This is a genomic window from Neorhizobium sp. PAMB6630 (assembly GCF_058242775.1).
Genome location: NZ_CM177836.1, coordinates 1,595,557 through 1,610,103, shown reverse-complemented (window position 1 = coordinate 1,610,103; position 14,547 = coordinate 1,595,557). Strand labels below are relative to the sequence as shown.

The window sequence follows — 14,547 nt, the reverse complement described above, 5'->3', positions numbered from 1 at the left end:
AAAACCGAGAAAAGGTCAGCGCAGGCCGTCCCGGCCCTCGATCTCATGAGCCTGAAGGCCGCCGATGCGCGCCAGCGGCCGGCCGCTATCGGTCACCGCAACCGCCACCATGATTTCATCGGCGCGCGGGCTGTCGTTCAGCCAAACCTGCATTCCATCGAAATGCGAGCGCACATAGGCGGCATCCTTGTGGCCAAGTGGAATATCAAGGACAGCGCCCGGCCCGCCGCGACGCTTGGAGGATGGCACTAGCGCTGCCCCCTTCTCCACCGCTTCCCGCAGCGGCTTGCCAAGGGCCGGGTGCAAAATGGCAGCCGCATGTTCCAGCTCGCCATTCTCGCCCACCAGCGCTGCCTTGCCATAACTTTCCGCCGCCTGCGGCAGGATGCCGAGCGCCTCCACGCAGCGTTGCCCGAGAAGCCCGCCAAGTTCGGCACCGATCTCGATGAGGTCGCCCAGATCCTCCACGTAACGTCCGGCAAACGGATTGCGGATGACGGCGACGGCTGAGGCTTTTCGCGTCGGCGGAGAGACCGGGCGATCCATCTCGCGGTGCAGTTCCTCGACAAAAACCGCAAGCTTGCGGATTTCGGCTTTCATCGAAGCCCGTCCTCGCCCTTGATCTCTGCGGCCTTCAACCCACCGACGCGGGCATGGATGCGTGCCCCTGTCGTCATGACCAGCACGACCGCCAGTTCGTTGGCGCGCGGACCATCGGGCACGCCGACTTCCATCGCATCGAAATGCGAGCGCACATAGGAAGCGTTGATATGGGTGACCGGCACATCGAGCCTTGTGCCGGGGCCGCCGACCTTTTTGGTGGAGGCAACGATCGCCTTCGCATCTCCCAGCACCTCGCGCATGGCATAACCACCCGGCACATGCCAGAGCGCGCCATGCTCCAGTTCGCCGGCTTGGCCTACAATGGCGCCCTTGCCATAGCCTTCGATCAGCGCCGTATCGCCGCCGAGCACAGTAACCAGCCGTTTCGCCATCTCGACACCCAGTGGTTCGAGATCCTTCATGAAGCCTGCAATCTCTTCGTGATAGCGCCCGGCAAACGGGTTTTCGATAACGGCAATCACGGCAGCCCGCTTCAACGGCACGGCAGCCACCGGCCCGCCCTCGTGAAACACCTCCTCGACGACAATCAGGAACTTGCGGATTTTCGGTTCAGGCATGAGCGTATCTCTCCAGGCGTGCGGAATTGTTTGGCATTTGCGGGCACGGCCCCTCGCCCACGGTGCGAACGCGATTGCGCAGGAAAAGGGCGGCGCGATCAATCAGGCCTTGCGCCCTCAAGTGCTCGGCCATCACTTGCCCCCGGTCAAGCGCCTCGGCAATTTCGGCCTCGTCCAGATCACCGCAGGAGGTGACGACGAGACGATCGCCCAGATCGCTGTCCTCTACGAGGCGATTGGCGGGCGCGCGAACAATAGCGGGATGGCCGGGCAGATCGACGGCATTGGCAATGATGGTGGCGGCGGCATCGGCGGCAGCGGCGGCCTTTGCAAGCACGGTGACAGACGTGGCAATGCCCATGGAAAGGCTGCGCCCGCCCTGCCCCGAGGTTGCAATGCCGCGCACCGGATCACCGGCGCGGATGGTGAAGGTGCCAAGCCCTGCCCCGTCTTCGCGCGCCATGCCGACCCGCCATTCGGCATCGTGATCCAGATTGAGCGCAATATCACCGCCATTGTTGACATAAAGACGTGATGGCCGGTCGCCGGTCGCAAACCCCGAAAGCATCGCCTCCAGCACCTCCTCGGCCACGGCGCCGGCAACGGCTGCCATCGGCGTGATGAAATGCCTCTCCGACAAAGGCGTTACAGCCGCCATCATACGGCGTGCCACCGGCCCCTGCGGCTGAGGGCATCCGGGATAGGCTCTCGCCTTCAGGAGCGGCAGTTCGGCGACGAGGTCTTCCAGAACGCTGGAAAAGCGTACGGCGGCCTTCTGATAGGCCTGCGCCCGCAGAGCGCTTTCCAGTCCGGGCGGGCCACCGGCGACACCGATGACGAGATCAATTGGGCCGTGCTGCAGATGCAGCCGGCCATCGGGTGATCCGTCGAGATAGGCGCCGATTGCTCCGCTCATGACGTTTCGCCCCTTGCCCTAGTGGCCCCAACGGAAATTGCGTTCCGCCGTCGGCCATGCGCCGGCAGAGACGGGTGCGATCTTGCGTTCGGCCAGTTCCAGCGCCTGCTCGATTGGCACGATGGCCTCCATATGGCCGCCCAGCGCCGCGTAATCGGAAAGCCGCATCGTAAACTCGATGGGCGCCACAAGCGCTGGCGTTGGCACATAACCAAAGCTGTTGGACGGCATCTGCGTCACATCGGCCATGACGGTAATGCCGCCGCCCGGCCAGACGGTGGCCGGCGCCCCGCCACAGGAAACATGGGTCAGCGCCTCCTTGACCGAACGCGTCAGCCGCACCGGATTGGTGGTGACACCGGCGCGCAGGCTGCCGCCAGCCCCGCCCATGAACAGCACCGAGACCATGGCCGGCTCGCAGTTTTCCGCAACGATCTCCACCGTCTCGCGCACCGCGGACGGCAGGATGGATTGTGCCACCGGCACGAGATTTTCATCGAGAATATAATAGCCGTATTGCTCACCGGTGGTGGACACCATCAACAGCCGCAAGCCGGGATAGGCGACCTTCGGATCGAAATCGCCCAGGATCGACAGCGGATCGGAAATATTGGTGCCGCCCCATCCGGTACCGGGCTCCGCCACCTGAAAATAGCGTCCCGGTGTCGAGCGCCGGCCCTTGATGCGGATGCCTGTGGGGGCAATGTCGAGGAGCTTCCCGGCCTGGTGTTCGGAGAGGACGCCGGTGATGTGATCATCCACCACCACCACCTCGTCCACCATATCCTGCCATTGTTTTGCAAACATGCCGATGGTGGCCGAACCGCAACCGACGCGCATGCGGCTTTCCTCGACGCCGTTAATGACGGGCGCATGGCCCGCCTGCAGACAGAGCATAGCGCCGCCATCGATCTGCATCTCCACCCGCTCGCTATTGCAAAGCCGCATGAGCGTATCGCAGGTGATGCGGCCTTCCTTTTTGGAGCCGCCGGTCAGGTGATGAACGCCACCGAGCGACAGCATTTGCGAACCATATTCGCCGGTGGTGACATGGCCGACCGGCTCGCCCTCAACCCGCACCATCGCCGTTTCCGGCCCGATGAAACGGTCCGTATCGATCTTCACCTTGGCGCCGCAATAGGAAAAGATGCCCTCGGTAACCACAGTCACCATATCGACGCCATTCTGCTTCTGCGACACGATGAAGGGCGCCGGCTTATAATCCGGATAGGTGGTGCCGGCCCCGACGGCGGTGACGAAGGGCGTTTTTGCGTAAACGAGATCGCCCGACCAGTCTTCGCCGTCTTCACCCTGCAGGAAGGCAACGACCGGACCGCCCGATGTCATCGTCTGCTCGATCACCGTCAGCGGATCGACACGGATCAGTTCGCCAGCGATATTGGCATAACGGTCGCAGGCGCCGGAACGGCCATCGGCGATGTAACACATGACGGGACAGGCATCGCAGCGGATCTTGCCATTCACCGCGCTTTCCACGTGCTGCTTGACCATCTGGCGCTCCCGGCCGGACGCTTTCGCGGCCTTGCCCTGTTCTGTTCCCGCGTGCTTTGGCACATATTGTTTGTATACGAATGAATATCAGCGCAAATTTCAGACCTGTCAAGGCAAGGCCTCACAGCGTCCGGCTCTGCAAAAGGCCGCAACCGGCCCCACAGACGGGCGCCGCCTCGCGGCCATTCCATTGGCAGGCAAACAAGTCTAGCGCCGAAAGCTGATGTCGCAAACGAAATCTGGACGGCTCCGGCACTGGCCTTGAAGCAGCGGTTGCCGCCCGGCAAAGCGCGTTGACAATTCGCCCTTGCGGGATAAACCGGGGGCTTGATCAGGTTCGACGGGGTAACTGCATGGCCGGGGCCAAGAAAAGCGAGAGCGCTTCGCACGCATCCGCGTCCGACATGGAGACTTACAAGGTCGACCAGCAGATCGGCTTTTTCCTGCGGCAGGCAAACCAGCGGCATGTGGCGATCTTTTCGGCTCAGATGGGCGACCGGCTGACGACGACGCAATGGGCAGCGCTGACCAAGCTGCGCGAGATCCAGCCAACCTCCCAGAACCAGCTTGGCCGCGACACCGCCATGGATGTCGCCACCATCAAGGGCGTTGTCGACCGGCTGGTGAAGCGGGGTTATGTCAGCACCGCGCCGGACCCGCAGGACGGGCGCCGGCTGGTGCTGTCCCTGACCGGTGAAGGTGAGGCCGCCATTGCCCGCAACCTGTTGACTGCCGTTGCCGTGACCGAGGAAACGCTGTCGCCGCTCACCTCAGGCGAACGCATGATGCTGATCGAATTGCTGCGCAAGATCTGCTGAACCTCGCGTGAGGTATAGCGCCATCGCTCTTCCCAGGCGGCTTTTTCGCTCCGCGTTTCCCCATTGCGCAGAGCGCGGCGGCGGTCGCGTCATGGCTGCAAAATTCGTTTGCGTGCCAATGATTTCCGGCTATCATCCCTGTCATGGATGCGTACGACAAAAACCAAAACGGGAACGCCGCACTCCTCACCTCCCACCGGGCTGCCCGACGGGCTGACCCTCAAATGGGAACCAAGGGAAGAACTTTGCGCGCATTCCTGCCGAAGAGGCCGGGACAGCATGACGACACAGTCCGTGACGTTGATCATCAACGGCAGGAGCCGGGATTTTGCGCTCTCGCCGGAGACGCCGCTGCTTTATGTGCTGCGCAATGATTGCGGGCTGAACGGCGCGAAATTCGGCTGCGGCCTTGGCGAATGCGGCGCCTGCACCGTGCTTCTGGGCGACCGGCCCATCCGCGCCTGCACCACCCGCATCGGCGCCGTGCGCGGCCGGTCGATCACCACGCTCGAAGGGCTGGCCTCCGGTGGGCTGGATGATGACAGGACGCCGCATCCGGTGCAGCAGGCCTTTTGCGAGATGCAGGCAGCGCAATGCGGTTATTGCCTGAACGGCATGATCATGGCGACCGTCGGACTTCTGCGCAGCAATCCGCAGGCCGATGAAAAGGCGATCCGGGCGGCGCTGCGTCGCCAGCTCTGTCGCTGCGGCACGCATATGGAAATCCTCGCCGCCGTGCGGCTTGCGCGCGACCGGATGGCAGAGGAGACGGCCGAGGCCCCTCCCCGGCTTAAGACCTTGCAATCGCCACCCGCTCCTTTTCATCCGGCACCTGTTGCAGGGGCAGAGGCGGAGGCGTCCGCGCCATGACATCTGTTGCGCCTCCGCATTCCGATCCCGGCACGCTTTGTGAAAAAACCAGCAGCGCCTATCTGGAGGCAGACGACATCCTGCTGGTCACCCGCCCCGGCAGCGGCAACCAGCCGGACATCTATCTGGCCCTGACGGGCGATGGTGCCATCATTGCCTTCAACGGCCATGTGGATCTCGGCACCGGTATCCGCACGGCGCTGGCGCAGATCGTTGCCGAAGAACTGGACGTCGCCTTCGAGCAGGTCACCATGGTTCTCGGCACCACCTCGGCTGCGCCGGACCAGGGGCCGACGATTGCCAGCGAAACCATCCAGATCACCGCCAACCCCTTGCGCCTTGCCGCTGCCAGCGCCCGCCGCCACCTGCTGGCACTGGCCGCCGACCATATGGGATGCCCGCTTGAGGATCTGAGCGTTGAGGCCGGTCTTGTCGGGAACGGTCAAAACACCGTCTCCTATGGCGATCTCGTGCGCGGCCGCCATTGCCGCATCGAGATCGATCCGACAGCCCCGACAAAGCCGGTGGATCAATACCGCATTGTCGGCAAGCCACAGCCGCGCAACGATGTTGCGGCAAAAACCCTGGGTGACTGGACCTATGTGCATGATGTCCGCGTGCCCGGCATGCTGCATGGCCGCGTCATCCGCCCGCCCTATGTGGGTTATGACCATGGCGAAGGTGTCGGAACCAGCCTGATTGCGGTGGATGAGACCTCCATTGCCGGTGTCGAGGGGCTGGTGGCCGTGGTGGCGATCGGCGATTTCGTCGGCGTGGTCGCCACCCGCGAAGAGTTTGCCGCAGAGGCCGCGCGCCGCCTCAAAGTGCAGTGGAAGGTGCCTCCCATCCGGCCCGACCTCAACGATGTCGAGACGGCGCTCAAGAACAATCCCGGAAAGAAGCGCCTGCTGAAGGACGACGGCGATGTGGAGCGGGCGCTTCTCGGTGCCTCGCCCCTCATGCAGCGCACCTATGTCTGGCCCTACCAGATGCATGGCTCCATCGGCCCCTCCTGCGCGGTGGCAGACTGGACGCCAGAAAAACTCGTCGTCTGGTCCGGCACGCAGAACCCGCATTTCATGCGCCGCGATCTTTCCCGGCTGATGGACATGCCCGAGGAGGCCATCGTGGTCGAGCGCCACGAGGCGGCCGGTTGTTACGGCCGCAACTGCGCCGACGACGTGACGGCCGATGCCGCCCTTCTGTCACGCGCCACCGGCCGGCCGGTGCGTGTTCAGCTGACCCGCGAGCAGGAACATGGCTGGGAGCCTAAGGGCGCCGGACAGGTGATCGACGTGCGCGGCGGGCTCGACCTTGAAGGCGGCCCCATCGCCTATGATTTCGAGACGCGGTACCCTTCCAACCTCTCGCCGACGCTGGCCCTCATCCTCACCGGCAAGCTGGCAGCCGTGCCTGATGTGACGGAAATGGGCGACCGCACCGCCATTCCGCCCTATGCCGTCAGTAATATGCGCATTGCCGTGCATGACATGCCGCCGATTGCCCGTGCCAGCTGGTTTCGCGGCGTCTCGGCCATGCCGAACTCCTTTGCCCATGAAAGCTTCTTCGATGAACTGGCGGCCGCTGCCGGCGTCGATCCGGTGGAATACCGGCTGCGCTATCTCACAGACCCCCGCGGCGCGGATCTGGTGCGCGCCGTCACCGAAAAGGCCGGCTGGAAGCCGCGCACCCGCTTCGGCACCGAAGGCAGCGAGGGAGACCTGCTTTACGGGCGCGGTTTTGCCTATGCGCTTTATGTCCACGGAAAATTCCCCGGCACGCCCGCCGCATGGTCCGCCTGGGTGGCCGATGTCGCGGTCAACCGCCGCACCGGCGAGGTCTCCGTCACGCGCGTCACCGTCGGCCAGGATACCGGGCTGATGATCAACCCAGATGGCGTGCGCCACCAGATCCACGGCAATGTCATCCAGTCCGTCAGCCGCGTGCTGAAGGAAGAAGTGCGGTTTACGCAGACGGGCATCGAGAGCCTGGAATGGGGTGGTTATCCCATCCTCACCTTCGAGGAGACGCCTGACATCGACGTGCTGATGATTCCGCGCCCGGATGAGGAACCGCGTGGCGCCGGCGAATCCGCCTCCGTGCCGAGCGCTGCCGCCATCGTCAACGCCGTCTATGATGCGACGGGCCTGCGCTTTCGCGAGCTTCCACTGACGCCGGAGCGCGTGCTGGCCGGCCTACAAGGACGCCAGACACTCGAACACCGGCAGGCCGTGCAGAAAAAGCGCAAGCGGTGGCTGCGGCTCGGCGGTTTCGGGCTTCTTGGTGTCACGGGGTTCGCGGGCCTTGCAGCCGGTAGCCTTGCGGTGATGTCGCCGTGGCGTCCGGCCATCGATGCGATCAAGCGTCCCGATCCGGCGCTGTTTGGCGCGGCAAGCGTCGAGCGCGGCCGGCTGGTGGCGGCGGCCGGCGGCTGTGCCACCTGTCACGCGGATGAGGAAGGTTCAGCACTAGCCGGCGGGCGACGGTTCGACACGCCGTTCGGCACGGTGGTGTCACCAAACATTTCGCCGGACGAACGCCACGGCATCGGCGGCTGGTCCTATCCGGCCTTCGTGCGGGCCATGCGCGACGGCATAAGCCGCGATGGCAGTCATCTTTATCCGGTGCATCCCTATACGTCGTTCACCCATGTCAGCGACGGCGATCTGCAGGATCTCTATGCCTACCTGATGAACACGCCGGCAGCGCCCCAACCCTCGCAGCCATCCAGCTTGCGGTTTCCCTTCAACAACCGCAGCCTGATGGCCGGGTGGAACACGCTTTACCTGAACCGCACCACCATCGATTACGCCCCCGACAAGGGCGAGGCCTGGAACCGGGGCGCCTATCTGGTTGAAGGCCTCGGCCACTGTTCCGCCTGCCACAGCCCGCGCAATGCGCTCGGCGCCGAAGAGACCGGCAAGGCACATCTTTCCGGCGGGTTTGCCGATGGCTGGCAGGCGCCGGCGATCAACGGCGCCTCACCGGGACCGATCGGCTGGACTGTGGATGCGCTTTACGACTATCTGCGCACCGGCCATTCCGCCGATCACGGCAGCGCGGCCGGGCCGATGGCGCTGGTCGTGGGTCAACTCTCGGACTTGCCAGATGCCGATATCCAGGCGATAGCGACCTATCTTGCAAGCCTTCAGCCGCCGGCAGGGGCTGCCCAGACCTTGACAAGGGCGGATGTGATCGCAGCCTCGGAGGCGGCGGCACCGCAGGCAGCTCTTGCTTTTCCCGAGGGAGCGCGGCTGTTTGAAGGCGCCTGCAGCGCCTGTCATGACGGCAAAAGCCAGCTTGCGCATCTCTCGCTCAACAGCACCCTGCATGGCGCAACGCCCGATAACCTGATGCAGGCCGTGCTTGATGGCGTCGAGGCACCGGCAAGCCTTCGCGCACGCCCGGATGCGGACATGGAGGTGATGTCCATGCCGTCCTTCCGCGACAGTTTTGGCGATCGGCAACTGGGTGAACTCGCAGCCTATCTGCGAGCCCGCTTCGCGCCGGGAAAGCCGGCATGGCCGCAAACGTCTGCGAGCGTAGCTGGGATCAGGAGTAGCGCACCCATCGACTGATCCGGTCCTGCCCTGCCCGGCGACGCTGAACGGAAGGCTTCAGGATGTTTTATGGCCTTCGCCTGCCGCATGGCTGCGCGCCACCAGCATGGCAAGCGTTGCAAGGAACAGACAGAAAGCAAAAAAGCTCAGGCCCAGCCAGTGACGCTTTGCCAAATAGGAAACAGCCGCCAGCCAATCCGGCCGCACCTGCGAGGCCGTGTTGAAATTTTCGCGGCTGAAGGCGCAGAGCACGAAGGATGTGCCCGCCAGCACCATGTCATGATCGAGATCGGAGATCAGCGTTCGGGCGGCGTCTTTGGTCTGCGGTAACTGGGACATCCGCTCGACCATTGCCTTCAACCCCGCCATATCCGCATGGGCGCATTCGTTGAACGGGTTATCCTCGTCCGTCAGGCTTCCCGGCACCATGAGCCAGAGACAGTTTGCGGACTGCATCTGGTTGTGCAGCAGAAGCGCCGACAGTTCCGCATCCCCGGATGCTGCCCCGCGCGCCAAAATGACGATCCGGTCGCGGAATGGCGCAATCACCTGCATGGCCGCATGATCGATGGAGGGAATGGCAAAACCGGATTGATCCTCGGGCGCGCCAAAACCATGGGCCCGGGCGGTGTCAGGCGGACCCCATACGCCGAATGCCAAGACCAGCGCCATGCAGAGGCCTCTCATCACCGCCTGCCCTTCCTCACGTCCGCAGCAACCAACCCACCGGAGCGACCGCACCATCCTACGCCTCTTTCGGCGCGACGGACATCTTTTGGCATCGTCTACCTGCTCCGTCCCACGGGCGGCTCCGGTGGTGCCTCCGGTCCCTGCTCCGTGTGTGCGACCACTTTCGCCATCGCTCAAATCCTCGGCGTCGAAAGCAGCCAGAGGCCGAAGGCTGTGTAAAACACCATCAGGGCCGCAAACGGCAGTTCCAGCCAGAACACCCGGCGCTTGGCACGCGCCGTCTCACGCAGGCAATCAAGCATCAGCGCATGGGCGAGAATGACCGCCACGACGTGGCCGAGAGCGATGGCTGCCGTCTGGGTGTTGAAAATCGCCTGCACGCCCTCGAAGGTGAACAGGAAGGAGGTCGTCACATGATGATCCGCCGTGCCGAAAAGATCCCAGCCGCGGGCGAACGGGTCCGATAGCGCCACCATCAGGTTCTGCATTTCCACCAGCACCAGCGTCAGGTAATGCGACAGCTGGAAGGCAACGGAAATCGGGATGATGCTGTAGATCAACCGCCCGGCGACCGGCATCATGGAACGCGTGCCGGAAAGACGGCAGCCGAGAAAGACGCTGCCGAAGAACAGGGCCGAGAGCGCCGCAAAGGCCATGAGAATGCCAAGGCTCGACGACACCATCACGGCGCTGCGGCCCGGAAACTCCAGCGGGTTGACGCCGATGGCAGACAGCCAGACGAAGGTGCGCGAAAACCCGTCGAACGTGACCGTCGACAAGGTCAGCAGGATGAAAGCCATGCCGCTCAAAGGGAGCGGCGGCAGGTCGAACAACTGCTTTCCGGGCCAGCAGAGAAAGACGCGTAACTTTTGTTCAGGCGTGCGGAAAAAGCCGAGGGGCGCAAGCCGGCTGATGAAAAAGAAGGCCAGCGAAAACGGCTCGCCCCGCTGCCGCCATGGCTTTGCACCAAACACCAGCATGGCCAAAAAATTAAAGCACCAGTAGAGGCAAACGGCTGTTGCAAGCCGTGCCGGATCGCTGGGGCTCAAATCCACCAGCTCGAACCAGGCAAAGGCATAAAACTGCACGAGTGCCGGGGCGTAACCGAGACATGCCGGCAGCGGCAGAAGCGCCCGCTCTCCAGCCGGCCGTTTCGTCACGCGCCGCATGAGGTGGAGCGGCCCGCTCCAGGGATTTAGCACCCGCCAGAAATCGCCGAAAAGCCCGTGGGCGATGGTGAGACACACCCACCAGAGCGTCCAGATCACCGCTGGCAGCGGGTTGAGCAGCGGATCGCGGCTGCCAAAAAAACCTGCCAGCACCATCACCGCCATGATCAGGAAGGAGGCAAGGCTGATCCAGGCTCCTGATGGCGCAGCGACGGCTGGAAGCCTTGTTATTCCCCGGTAAAGCCAGCGGGTAAAGCCTTCCGGCATCACGGAAAACAAGAGGAAGGTGATCGCAACGACAAAGGCAGCCCCGGCGAGATAATAGCCCGTCGGCAACAGCAGCACGATACCGCCTTCCGCCCCATGCGCGAAAGCGCTAACCGGCAGGAGGCAGGCAAGAAGAACGGTCAGGCAGCGAGCGGCCGTCTTTATCAGCACATTTCGCCCCTGCCCCATCATCCGCCCTGCCTCGATCTCAATGGCCGACCCCCAGATAGGTCTTGAGGATCGAGGGATCGGCGCGCACCGCCTCGATGTCCATCTCCGCCTTGATTTCCCCGTGGTCCATGAAGGCGATGCGGCTGGCGACCGGCAGCACCGCATCGATGCGCTGCTCCACCAGAAGCACACCGACGCCTTCATCGCGCAGGCGGATCACCACGTCGCGAATGGTTGAGATCATGCTCGGCATCAGCCCTTCCGTCGGCTCGTCCAGCATCAGCACTGATGGTTCGATACAGAGCGCGCGGGCCATGGCCAGCATGGTCTGCTCGCCGCCGGACAGCGTGCCGGAGCGCTGGGAAAACCGTTCGCGAAGGGCCGGGAAATAGGACAGCGCCCGCTCCAGCGCGGCCGGCCTGCTCTTGCGCGTCATCAGCCCGATCTCAAGATTTTCGCGCACGGTCAGCTCGGAAAACAGGCGCCGCCCCTGCGGCACGTATCCGAGACCCGCCATCGGGATGCGGTTGGCGGGCAGGCCCGTCAGATCATGACCACCAAGCGAAATCCGCCCGCGCTTCGGCGGAACGATGCCCATGATCGCTTTCAGCGCGGTGGTTTTGCCGGCACCGTTGCGGCCGAGAAGGCACAAAACCTCGCCGGGGGAAACGGTGATTGAAAAGTCGCGCAGCGCCTGGCTTTGTCCGTAATAGGCATCGAAATTCTCGATCTTCAGCATCATGCCCCCAGATAGGCTTCTTGCACGGCCGCATTGTCGCGGATTTCGGCCGGCGTGCCCTCGGCCAGCAGCTGGCCGCGCGTCAGCACCGAAATCCTGTCGGCAAGCGCCATCACCACCGCCATGTTGTGTTCGATGAGCAGCACCGTGGCGCGTTTGGCAATGGTGCGCACCAGCACCAGAAAATTCTCGATTTCCGCGTCGGATAACCCTTGAGTCGGCTCGTCGAGGATCAGCAGCTTTGGCTGCAGCGCCAGCCCCATGGCGATTTCCAGCAGCCGCTGGTGCCCATAGGCGAGTTCGCCGGCGATCGTCTCCGCCCTGTCGGACAGCCCGACCGCCGCAAGCGCCGAAAGAGTTTCCGCCTCGAAATCAAAGGCCGGCATGCCCCCGCGCTGCATGCGCCCCTGCACCGCCATCCGCACATTATCCGCCACGCTTTTCGTCTGGTAGATATTGGTGATCTGGAACGTGTAGGCGATGCCGCGCTGGACGCGTTTATAGGCCGGCATACGCGTCACATCCTCGCCGGCAAAACGGATGGTGCCGCCGGAGGCTTCGGTGCGACCAGACAAAAGGCTGACAAAGGTGGTCTTGCCGGCCCCGTTCGGGCCGATGATGGCGCGGATCTCGCCTTCGTAAAGCGTGAAATCGACGCCATCGACAGCCTTCACGCCACCGAAATGGCGCTTCAGGCCCGAGGTCACGAGAAGCGGTGTCAAAGAAGCCATGGCGCCCACCTTTCACGGATCGTGCCGAGAATGCCCTTGGGAAACCAGAGGATGACGACGATCAGCACCACGCCGATCACCAGCAGGTAGGCGGATGTGAGTTCGCTGAGCTTGTCGATCATCGCGACCATCAGGAGCACGCCGAGGAGCGGCCCGAGCAGCGTTCCCGCCCCGCCAAGCAGGGTAAACAGCAGCGCTTCGATGGAATACTGGAAGGAGGCGAAGGTGGAGCCGATATAACCGAAGAGCAGCGCATAGGCCGCCCCCGCCGCCCCCGACATCGCGCCCGAGAGAACGAACATTTCGAGCTTTCCGGCAAGCACGTTAAAGCCGAGCATTTCCGTGCGGCCCTCGTTGTCGCGGATGGCGGTTGCCACCCGTCCCCGCGCGCTGGAGAGATAGGCAAACAGCAGCACGAGGCAGAGCGCCAAGAGCCCGAAAGCAAGGTTATAGCGGGTGATGGCGCTGGAGAGGTCGAGCGTTGCCCCGAACAGATGCACGGCGCGTGCCGAGAGAGGCAGCGAAAGCCCCTCCTGGCCATTGGTCCATTCGGCGAAATAGAGCACCATCAGGTAGGCGACCTGCGCAAACATCAGCGTGACGATCATGAAGGACACACGGATCGTGCGCAGCACCACAGCCCCGATGACGAGCGCCAGAAGCGCCGAGGCGAGGACGGCAAAGCCGAAGGCGACCGGCAGGCTCCAGCCAAAATGATAGACGGTCAGGCCTGCGCCATAGAGCCCTGCGGCAAAGAACATGGCATGGCCAAGGCTGAGCAACCCGATATAGCCCAGCAGCGCATTGAAGCCGAGGGCAAAGACGGCGAGCACCATCATGCGCGTTCCCATCAGCACATGATAATCCGGCAGCACGAATTGCAGGACAAACAGCAGAAGCAGAACGGCACCGGTGAGAGCGAGATTGTTGCGATAGGCGGATTTCGTCATCGCGCCGCCTTTCCGAACAGGCCGTTCGGGCGAAACACCAACACCAGCGCCACCAGAAGCGTCGAAACCATCTTGGCAAGCGTCGGCGAAAACATCACCGACAGAATGCCGTCGGACAGCCCGATCAGGATCGCCGCTACCACCGTGCCGGACATGCTGCCGAGCCCGCCGATGATAACGACGATGAAGGAGAGGAGCAGCGGATCGGCCCCCATCAGGTAATGCGCCTGCTGGATCGGCACGACCAGCACGCCGGCCAGCGCTGCAAGCCCGGCACCGGCGGCAAACACGAAGGCCGACACCCGGTCGACGGGAATACCGAAGGCCTGCGCCGTCTCGCGGTCGAACTGGGCCGCCCGCATGATGAGGCCGGCTTTGGTTTTCTGCAGCACGAACCAGATGGCGCTCATGATGACGATGGCAGCTGCGATAACGAACAGCTTGTAGCTGGAATAACCGAACCACGGAAAACGGATGGTGTAATAGAACGGCGGATCGACGGGGCGCGCATCCGGCCCATACACGATCAGCACCGTCTGCTGGAGGATGTAGAGAAGGCCGATGGTGGCAACGATCGTGGCTTCCGGATTATAATCCAGCCGCTTCAGGATCAGCCTTTCGCTCGCAAAGGCAATCGCCCCGACGATAACAGGGCTGATGACGAGCGCCACGGCAAAACCGATGGCCGGATGGCCGGTGACGAGGCTTGCGGCAAACCAGGCGATCACAGCGCCGAGCATGACGAATTCGCCGTGGGCGACATTGACCACCCGCATGACGCCGAAGACCAGCGACAGGCCGGCAGCCGTGATGCACAGCACCGCTGCCTGCACCAGCCCTTCAAGGGTCGCCAGAAAGAGATAAGGCCCAAGAGCCATGGGAAGGCTGCCTTTCCTGCATCAGCCCCCGAAGATGCTTTTCAGCGATCGCCGGGCGCAGTTAACCTTGCCCCGCCGGCCTATGTGCCGGCGGG

At 63.5% G+C, this 14,547-nt stretch carries 13 protein-coding genes; 3 read left to right on the top strand and 10 right to left on the bottom strand.

Going from position 1 to position 14,547, the window contains the following annotated elements; translation table 11 throughout:
• Positions 1 to 15: 15 nt before the first annotated feature.
• Genes AC4CWF_RS07580 through AC4CWF_RS07565 form a run of 4 tightly spaced genes read right to left on the bottom strand, consistent with a single transcriptional unit; the run spans position 16 to position 3,609 of the window.
• A complete protein-coding gene (locus tag AC4CWF_RS07580) occupies positions 16 to 600 on the bottom strand; it encodes an amino acid synthesis family protein (RefSeq protein WP_491284576.1) in 585 nt (194 codons plus the stop codon).
• Positions 597 to 1,181, bottom strand: a complete 585-nt coding sequence (locus AC4CWF_RS07575; protein ID WP_491284574.1) for an amino acid synthesis family protein — start codon at positions 1,179 to 1,181, stop codon at positions 597 to 599. Before AC4CWF_RS07575 ends, AC4CWF_RS07580 begins: the two co-directional genes overlap by 4 nt.
• Entirely contained in the window at positions 1,174 to 2,097 is a 924-nt protein-coding gene (locus tag AC4CWF_RS07570) for a UPF0280 family protein (RefSeq protein ID WP_491284572.1), read from the bottom strand. The genes AC4CWF_RS07575 and AC4CWF_RS07570 overlap by 8 nt, the downstream gene beginning before the upstream one ends.
• 18 nt (positions 2,098 to 2,115) lie before the next feature.
• Complete coding sequence (locus AC4CWF_RS07565; RefSeq protein WP_491284570.1) at positions 2,116 to 3,609, bottom strand: 6-hydroxynicotinate reductase; 1,494 nt, start codon at positions 3,607 to 3,609, stop codon at positions 2,116 to 2,118.
• Positions 3,610 to 4,013: 404 nt separating this feature from the next.
• On the opposite strand from AC4CWF_RS07565, the gene AC4CWF_RS07560 reads away from it, so the two are divergent.
• The 3 genes from AC4CWF_RS07560 to AC4CWF_RS07550 all read left to right on the top strand — a co-directional run bounded on the left by AC4CWF_RS07560 (position 4,014) and on the right by AC4CWF_RS07550 (position 8,875).
• Complete coding sequence (locus AC4CWF_RS07560; protein WP_491285272.1) at positions 4,014 to 4,427, top strand: MarR family winged helix-turn-helix transcriptional regulator; 414 nt, start codon at positions 4,014 to 4,016, stop codon at positions 4,425 to 4,427.
• 279 nt (positions 4,428 to 4,706) lie between these two features.
• Positions 4,707 to 5,297: a (2Fe-2S)-binding protein gene (locus AC4CWF_RS07555; protein ID WP_491284568.1), complete on the top strand. Its 591-nt coding sequence runs from the start codon at positions 4,707 to 4,709 to the stop codon at positions 5,295 to 5,297.
• Positions 5,294 to 8,875 carry a molybdopterin cofactor-binding domain-containing protein gene (locus AC4CWF_RS07550; protein ID WP_491284566.1) on the top strand — a complete coding sequence of 1,194 codons (3,582 nt, stop codon included), beginning with the start codon at positions 5,294 to 5,296 and terminating at the stop codon, positions 8,873 to 8,875. The genes AC4CWF_RS07555 and AC4CWF_RS07550 overlap by 4 nt, the downstream gene beginning before the upstream one ends.
• A gap of 39 nt (positions 8,876 to 8,914) precedes the next feature.
• Here the strand turns inward: AC4CWF_RS07550 and AC4CWF_RS07545 are convergent, their stop codons facing one another.
• From AC4CWF_RS07545 to AC4CWF_RS07520, 6 genes are all read right to left on the bottom strand, one after another.
• Positions 8,915 to 9,529 (bottom strand): hypothetical protein, encoded by a 615-nt coding sequence (locus AC4CWF_RS07545; protein ID WP_491284564.1) that lies wholly within the window; start codon positions 9,527 to 9,529, stop codon positions 8,915 to 8,917.
• A 191-nt stretch (positions 9,530 to 9,720) separates the two neighbouring features.
• Positions 9,721 to 11,154, bottom strand: coding sequence for a hypothetical protein (locus AC4CWF_RS07540; protein ID WP_491284562.1), 1,434 nt, complete (start codon positions 11,152 to 11,154; stop codon positions 9,721 to 9,723).
• Between the two features lie 37 nt (positions 11,155 to 11,191).
• Positions 11,192 to 11,896: an ABC transporter ATP-binding protein gene (locus tag AC4CWF_RS07535; protein ID WP_491284560.1), complete on the bottom strand. Its 705-nt coding sequence runs from the start codon at positions 11,894 to 11,896 to the stop codon at positions 11,192 to 11,194.
• Positions 11,893 to 12,615 carry an ABC transporter ATP-binding protein gene (locus AC4CWF_RS07530; RefSeq protein WP_491285270.1) on the bottom strand — a complete coding sequence of 241 codons (723 nt, stop codon included), beginning with the start codon at positions 12,613 to 12,615 and terminating at the stop codon, positions 11,893 to 11,895. The genes AC4CWF_RS07535 and AC4CWF_RS07530 overlap by 4 nt, the downstream gene beginning before the upstream one ends.
• On the bottom strand, positions 12,612 to 13,574 hold the full coding sequence (locus tag AC4CWF_RS07525) for a branched-chain amino acid ABC transporter permease (RefSeq protein ID WP_491284558.1): 963 nt from the start codon (positions 13,572 to 13,574) through the stop codon (positions 12,612 to 12,614). The genes AC4CWF_RS07530 and AC4CWF_RS07525 overlap by 4 nt, the downstream gene beginning before the upstream one ends.
• On the bottom strand, positions 13,571 to 14,452 hold the full coding sequence (locus tag AC4CWF_RS07520) for a branched-chain amino acid ABC transporter permease (protein ID WP_491284556.1): 882 nt from the start codon (positions 14,450 to 14,452) through the stop codon (positions 13,571 to 13,573). The genes AC4CWF_RS07525 and AC4CWF_RS07520 overlap by 4 nt, the downstream gene beginning before the upstream one ends.
• Positions 14,453 to 14,547 lie beyond the last annotated feature (95 nt).

Bases quoted from the DNA above. Each gene is read 5' to 3' on its own strand.
- AC4CWF_RS07580 (WP_491284576.1), bottom strand. From the start codon at position 600: ATGAAAGCCGAAATCCGCAAGCTTGCGGTTTTTGTCGAGGAACTGCAC.
- AC4CWF_RS07575 (WP_491284574.1), bottom strand. From the start codon at position 1,181: ATGCCTGAACCGAAAATCCGCAAGTTCCTGATTGTCGTCGAGGAGGTG.
- AC4CWF_RS07570 (WP_491284572.1), bottom strand. From the start codon at position 2,097: ATGAGCGGAGCAATCGGCGCCTATCTCGACGGATCACCCGATGGCCGG.
- AC4CWF_RS07565 (WP_491284570.1), bottom strand. From the start codon at position 3,609: ATGGTCAAGCAGCACGTGGAAAGCGCGGTGAATGGCAAGATCCGCTGC.
- AC4CWF_RS07560 (WP_491285272.1), top strand. From the start codon at position 4,014: ATGGAGACTTACAAGGTCGACCAGCAGATCGGCTTTTTCCTGCGGCAG.
- AC4CWF_RS07555 (WP_491284568.1), top strand. From the start codon at position 4,707: ATGACGACACAGTCCGTGACGTTGATCATCAACGGCAGGAGCCGGGAT.
- AC4CWF_RS07550 (WP_491284566.1), top strand. From the start codon at position 5,294: ATGACATCTGTTGCGCCTCCGCATTCCGATCCCGGCACGCTTTGTGAA.
- AC4CWF_RS07545 (WP_491284564.1), bottom strand. From the start codon at position 9,529: ATGGCGCTGGTCTTGGCATTCGGCGTATGGGGTCCGCCTGACACCGCC.
- AC4CWF_RS07535 (WP_491284560.1), bottom strand. From the start codon at position 11,896: ATGATGCTGAAGATCGAGAATTTCGATGCCTATTACGGACAAAGCCAG.
- AC4CWF_RS07525 (WP_491284558.1), bottom strand. From the start codon at position 13,574: ATGACGAAATCCGCCTATCGCAACAATCTCGCTCTCACCGGTGCCGTT.
- AC4CWF_RS07520 (WP_491284556.1), bottom strand. From the start codon at position 14,452: ATGGCTCTTGGGCCTTATCTCTTTCTGGCGACCCTTGAAGGGCTGGTG.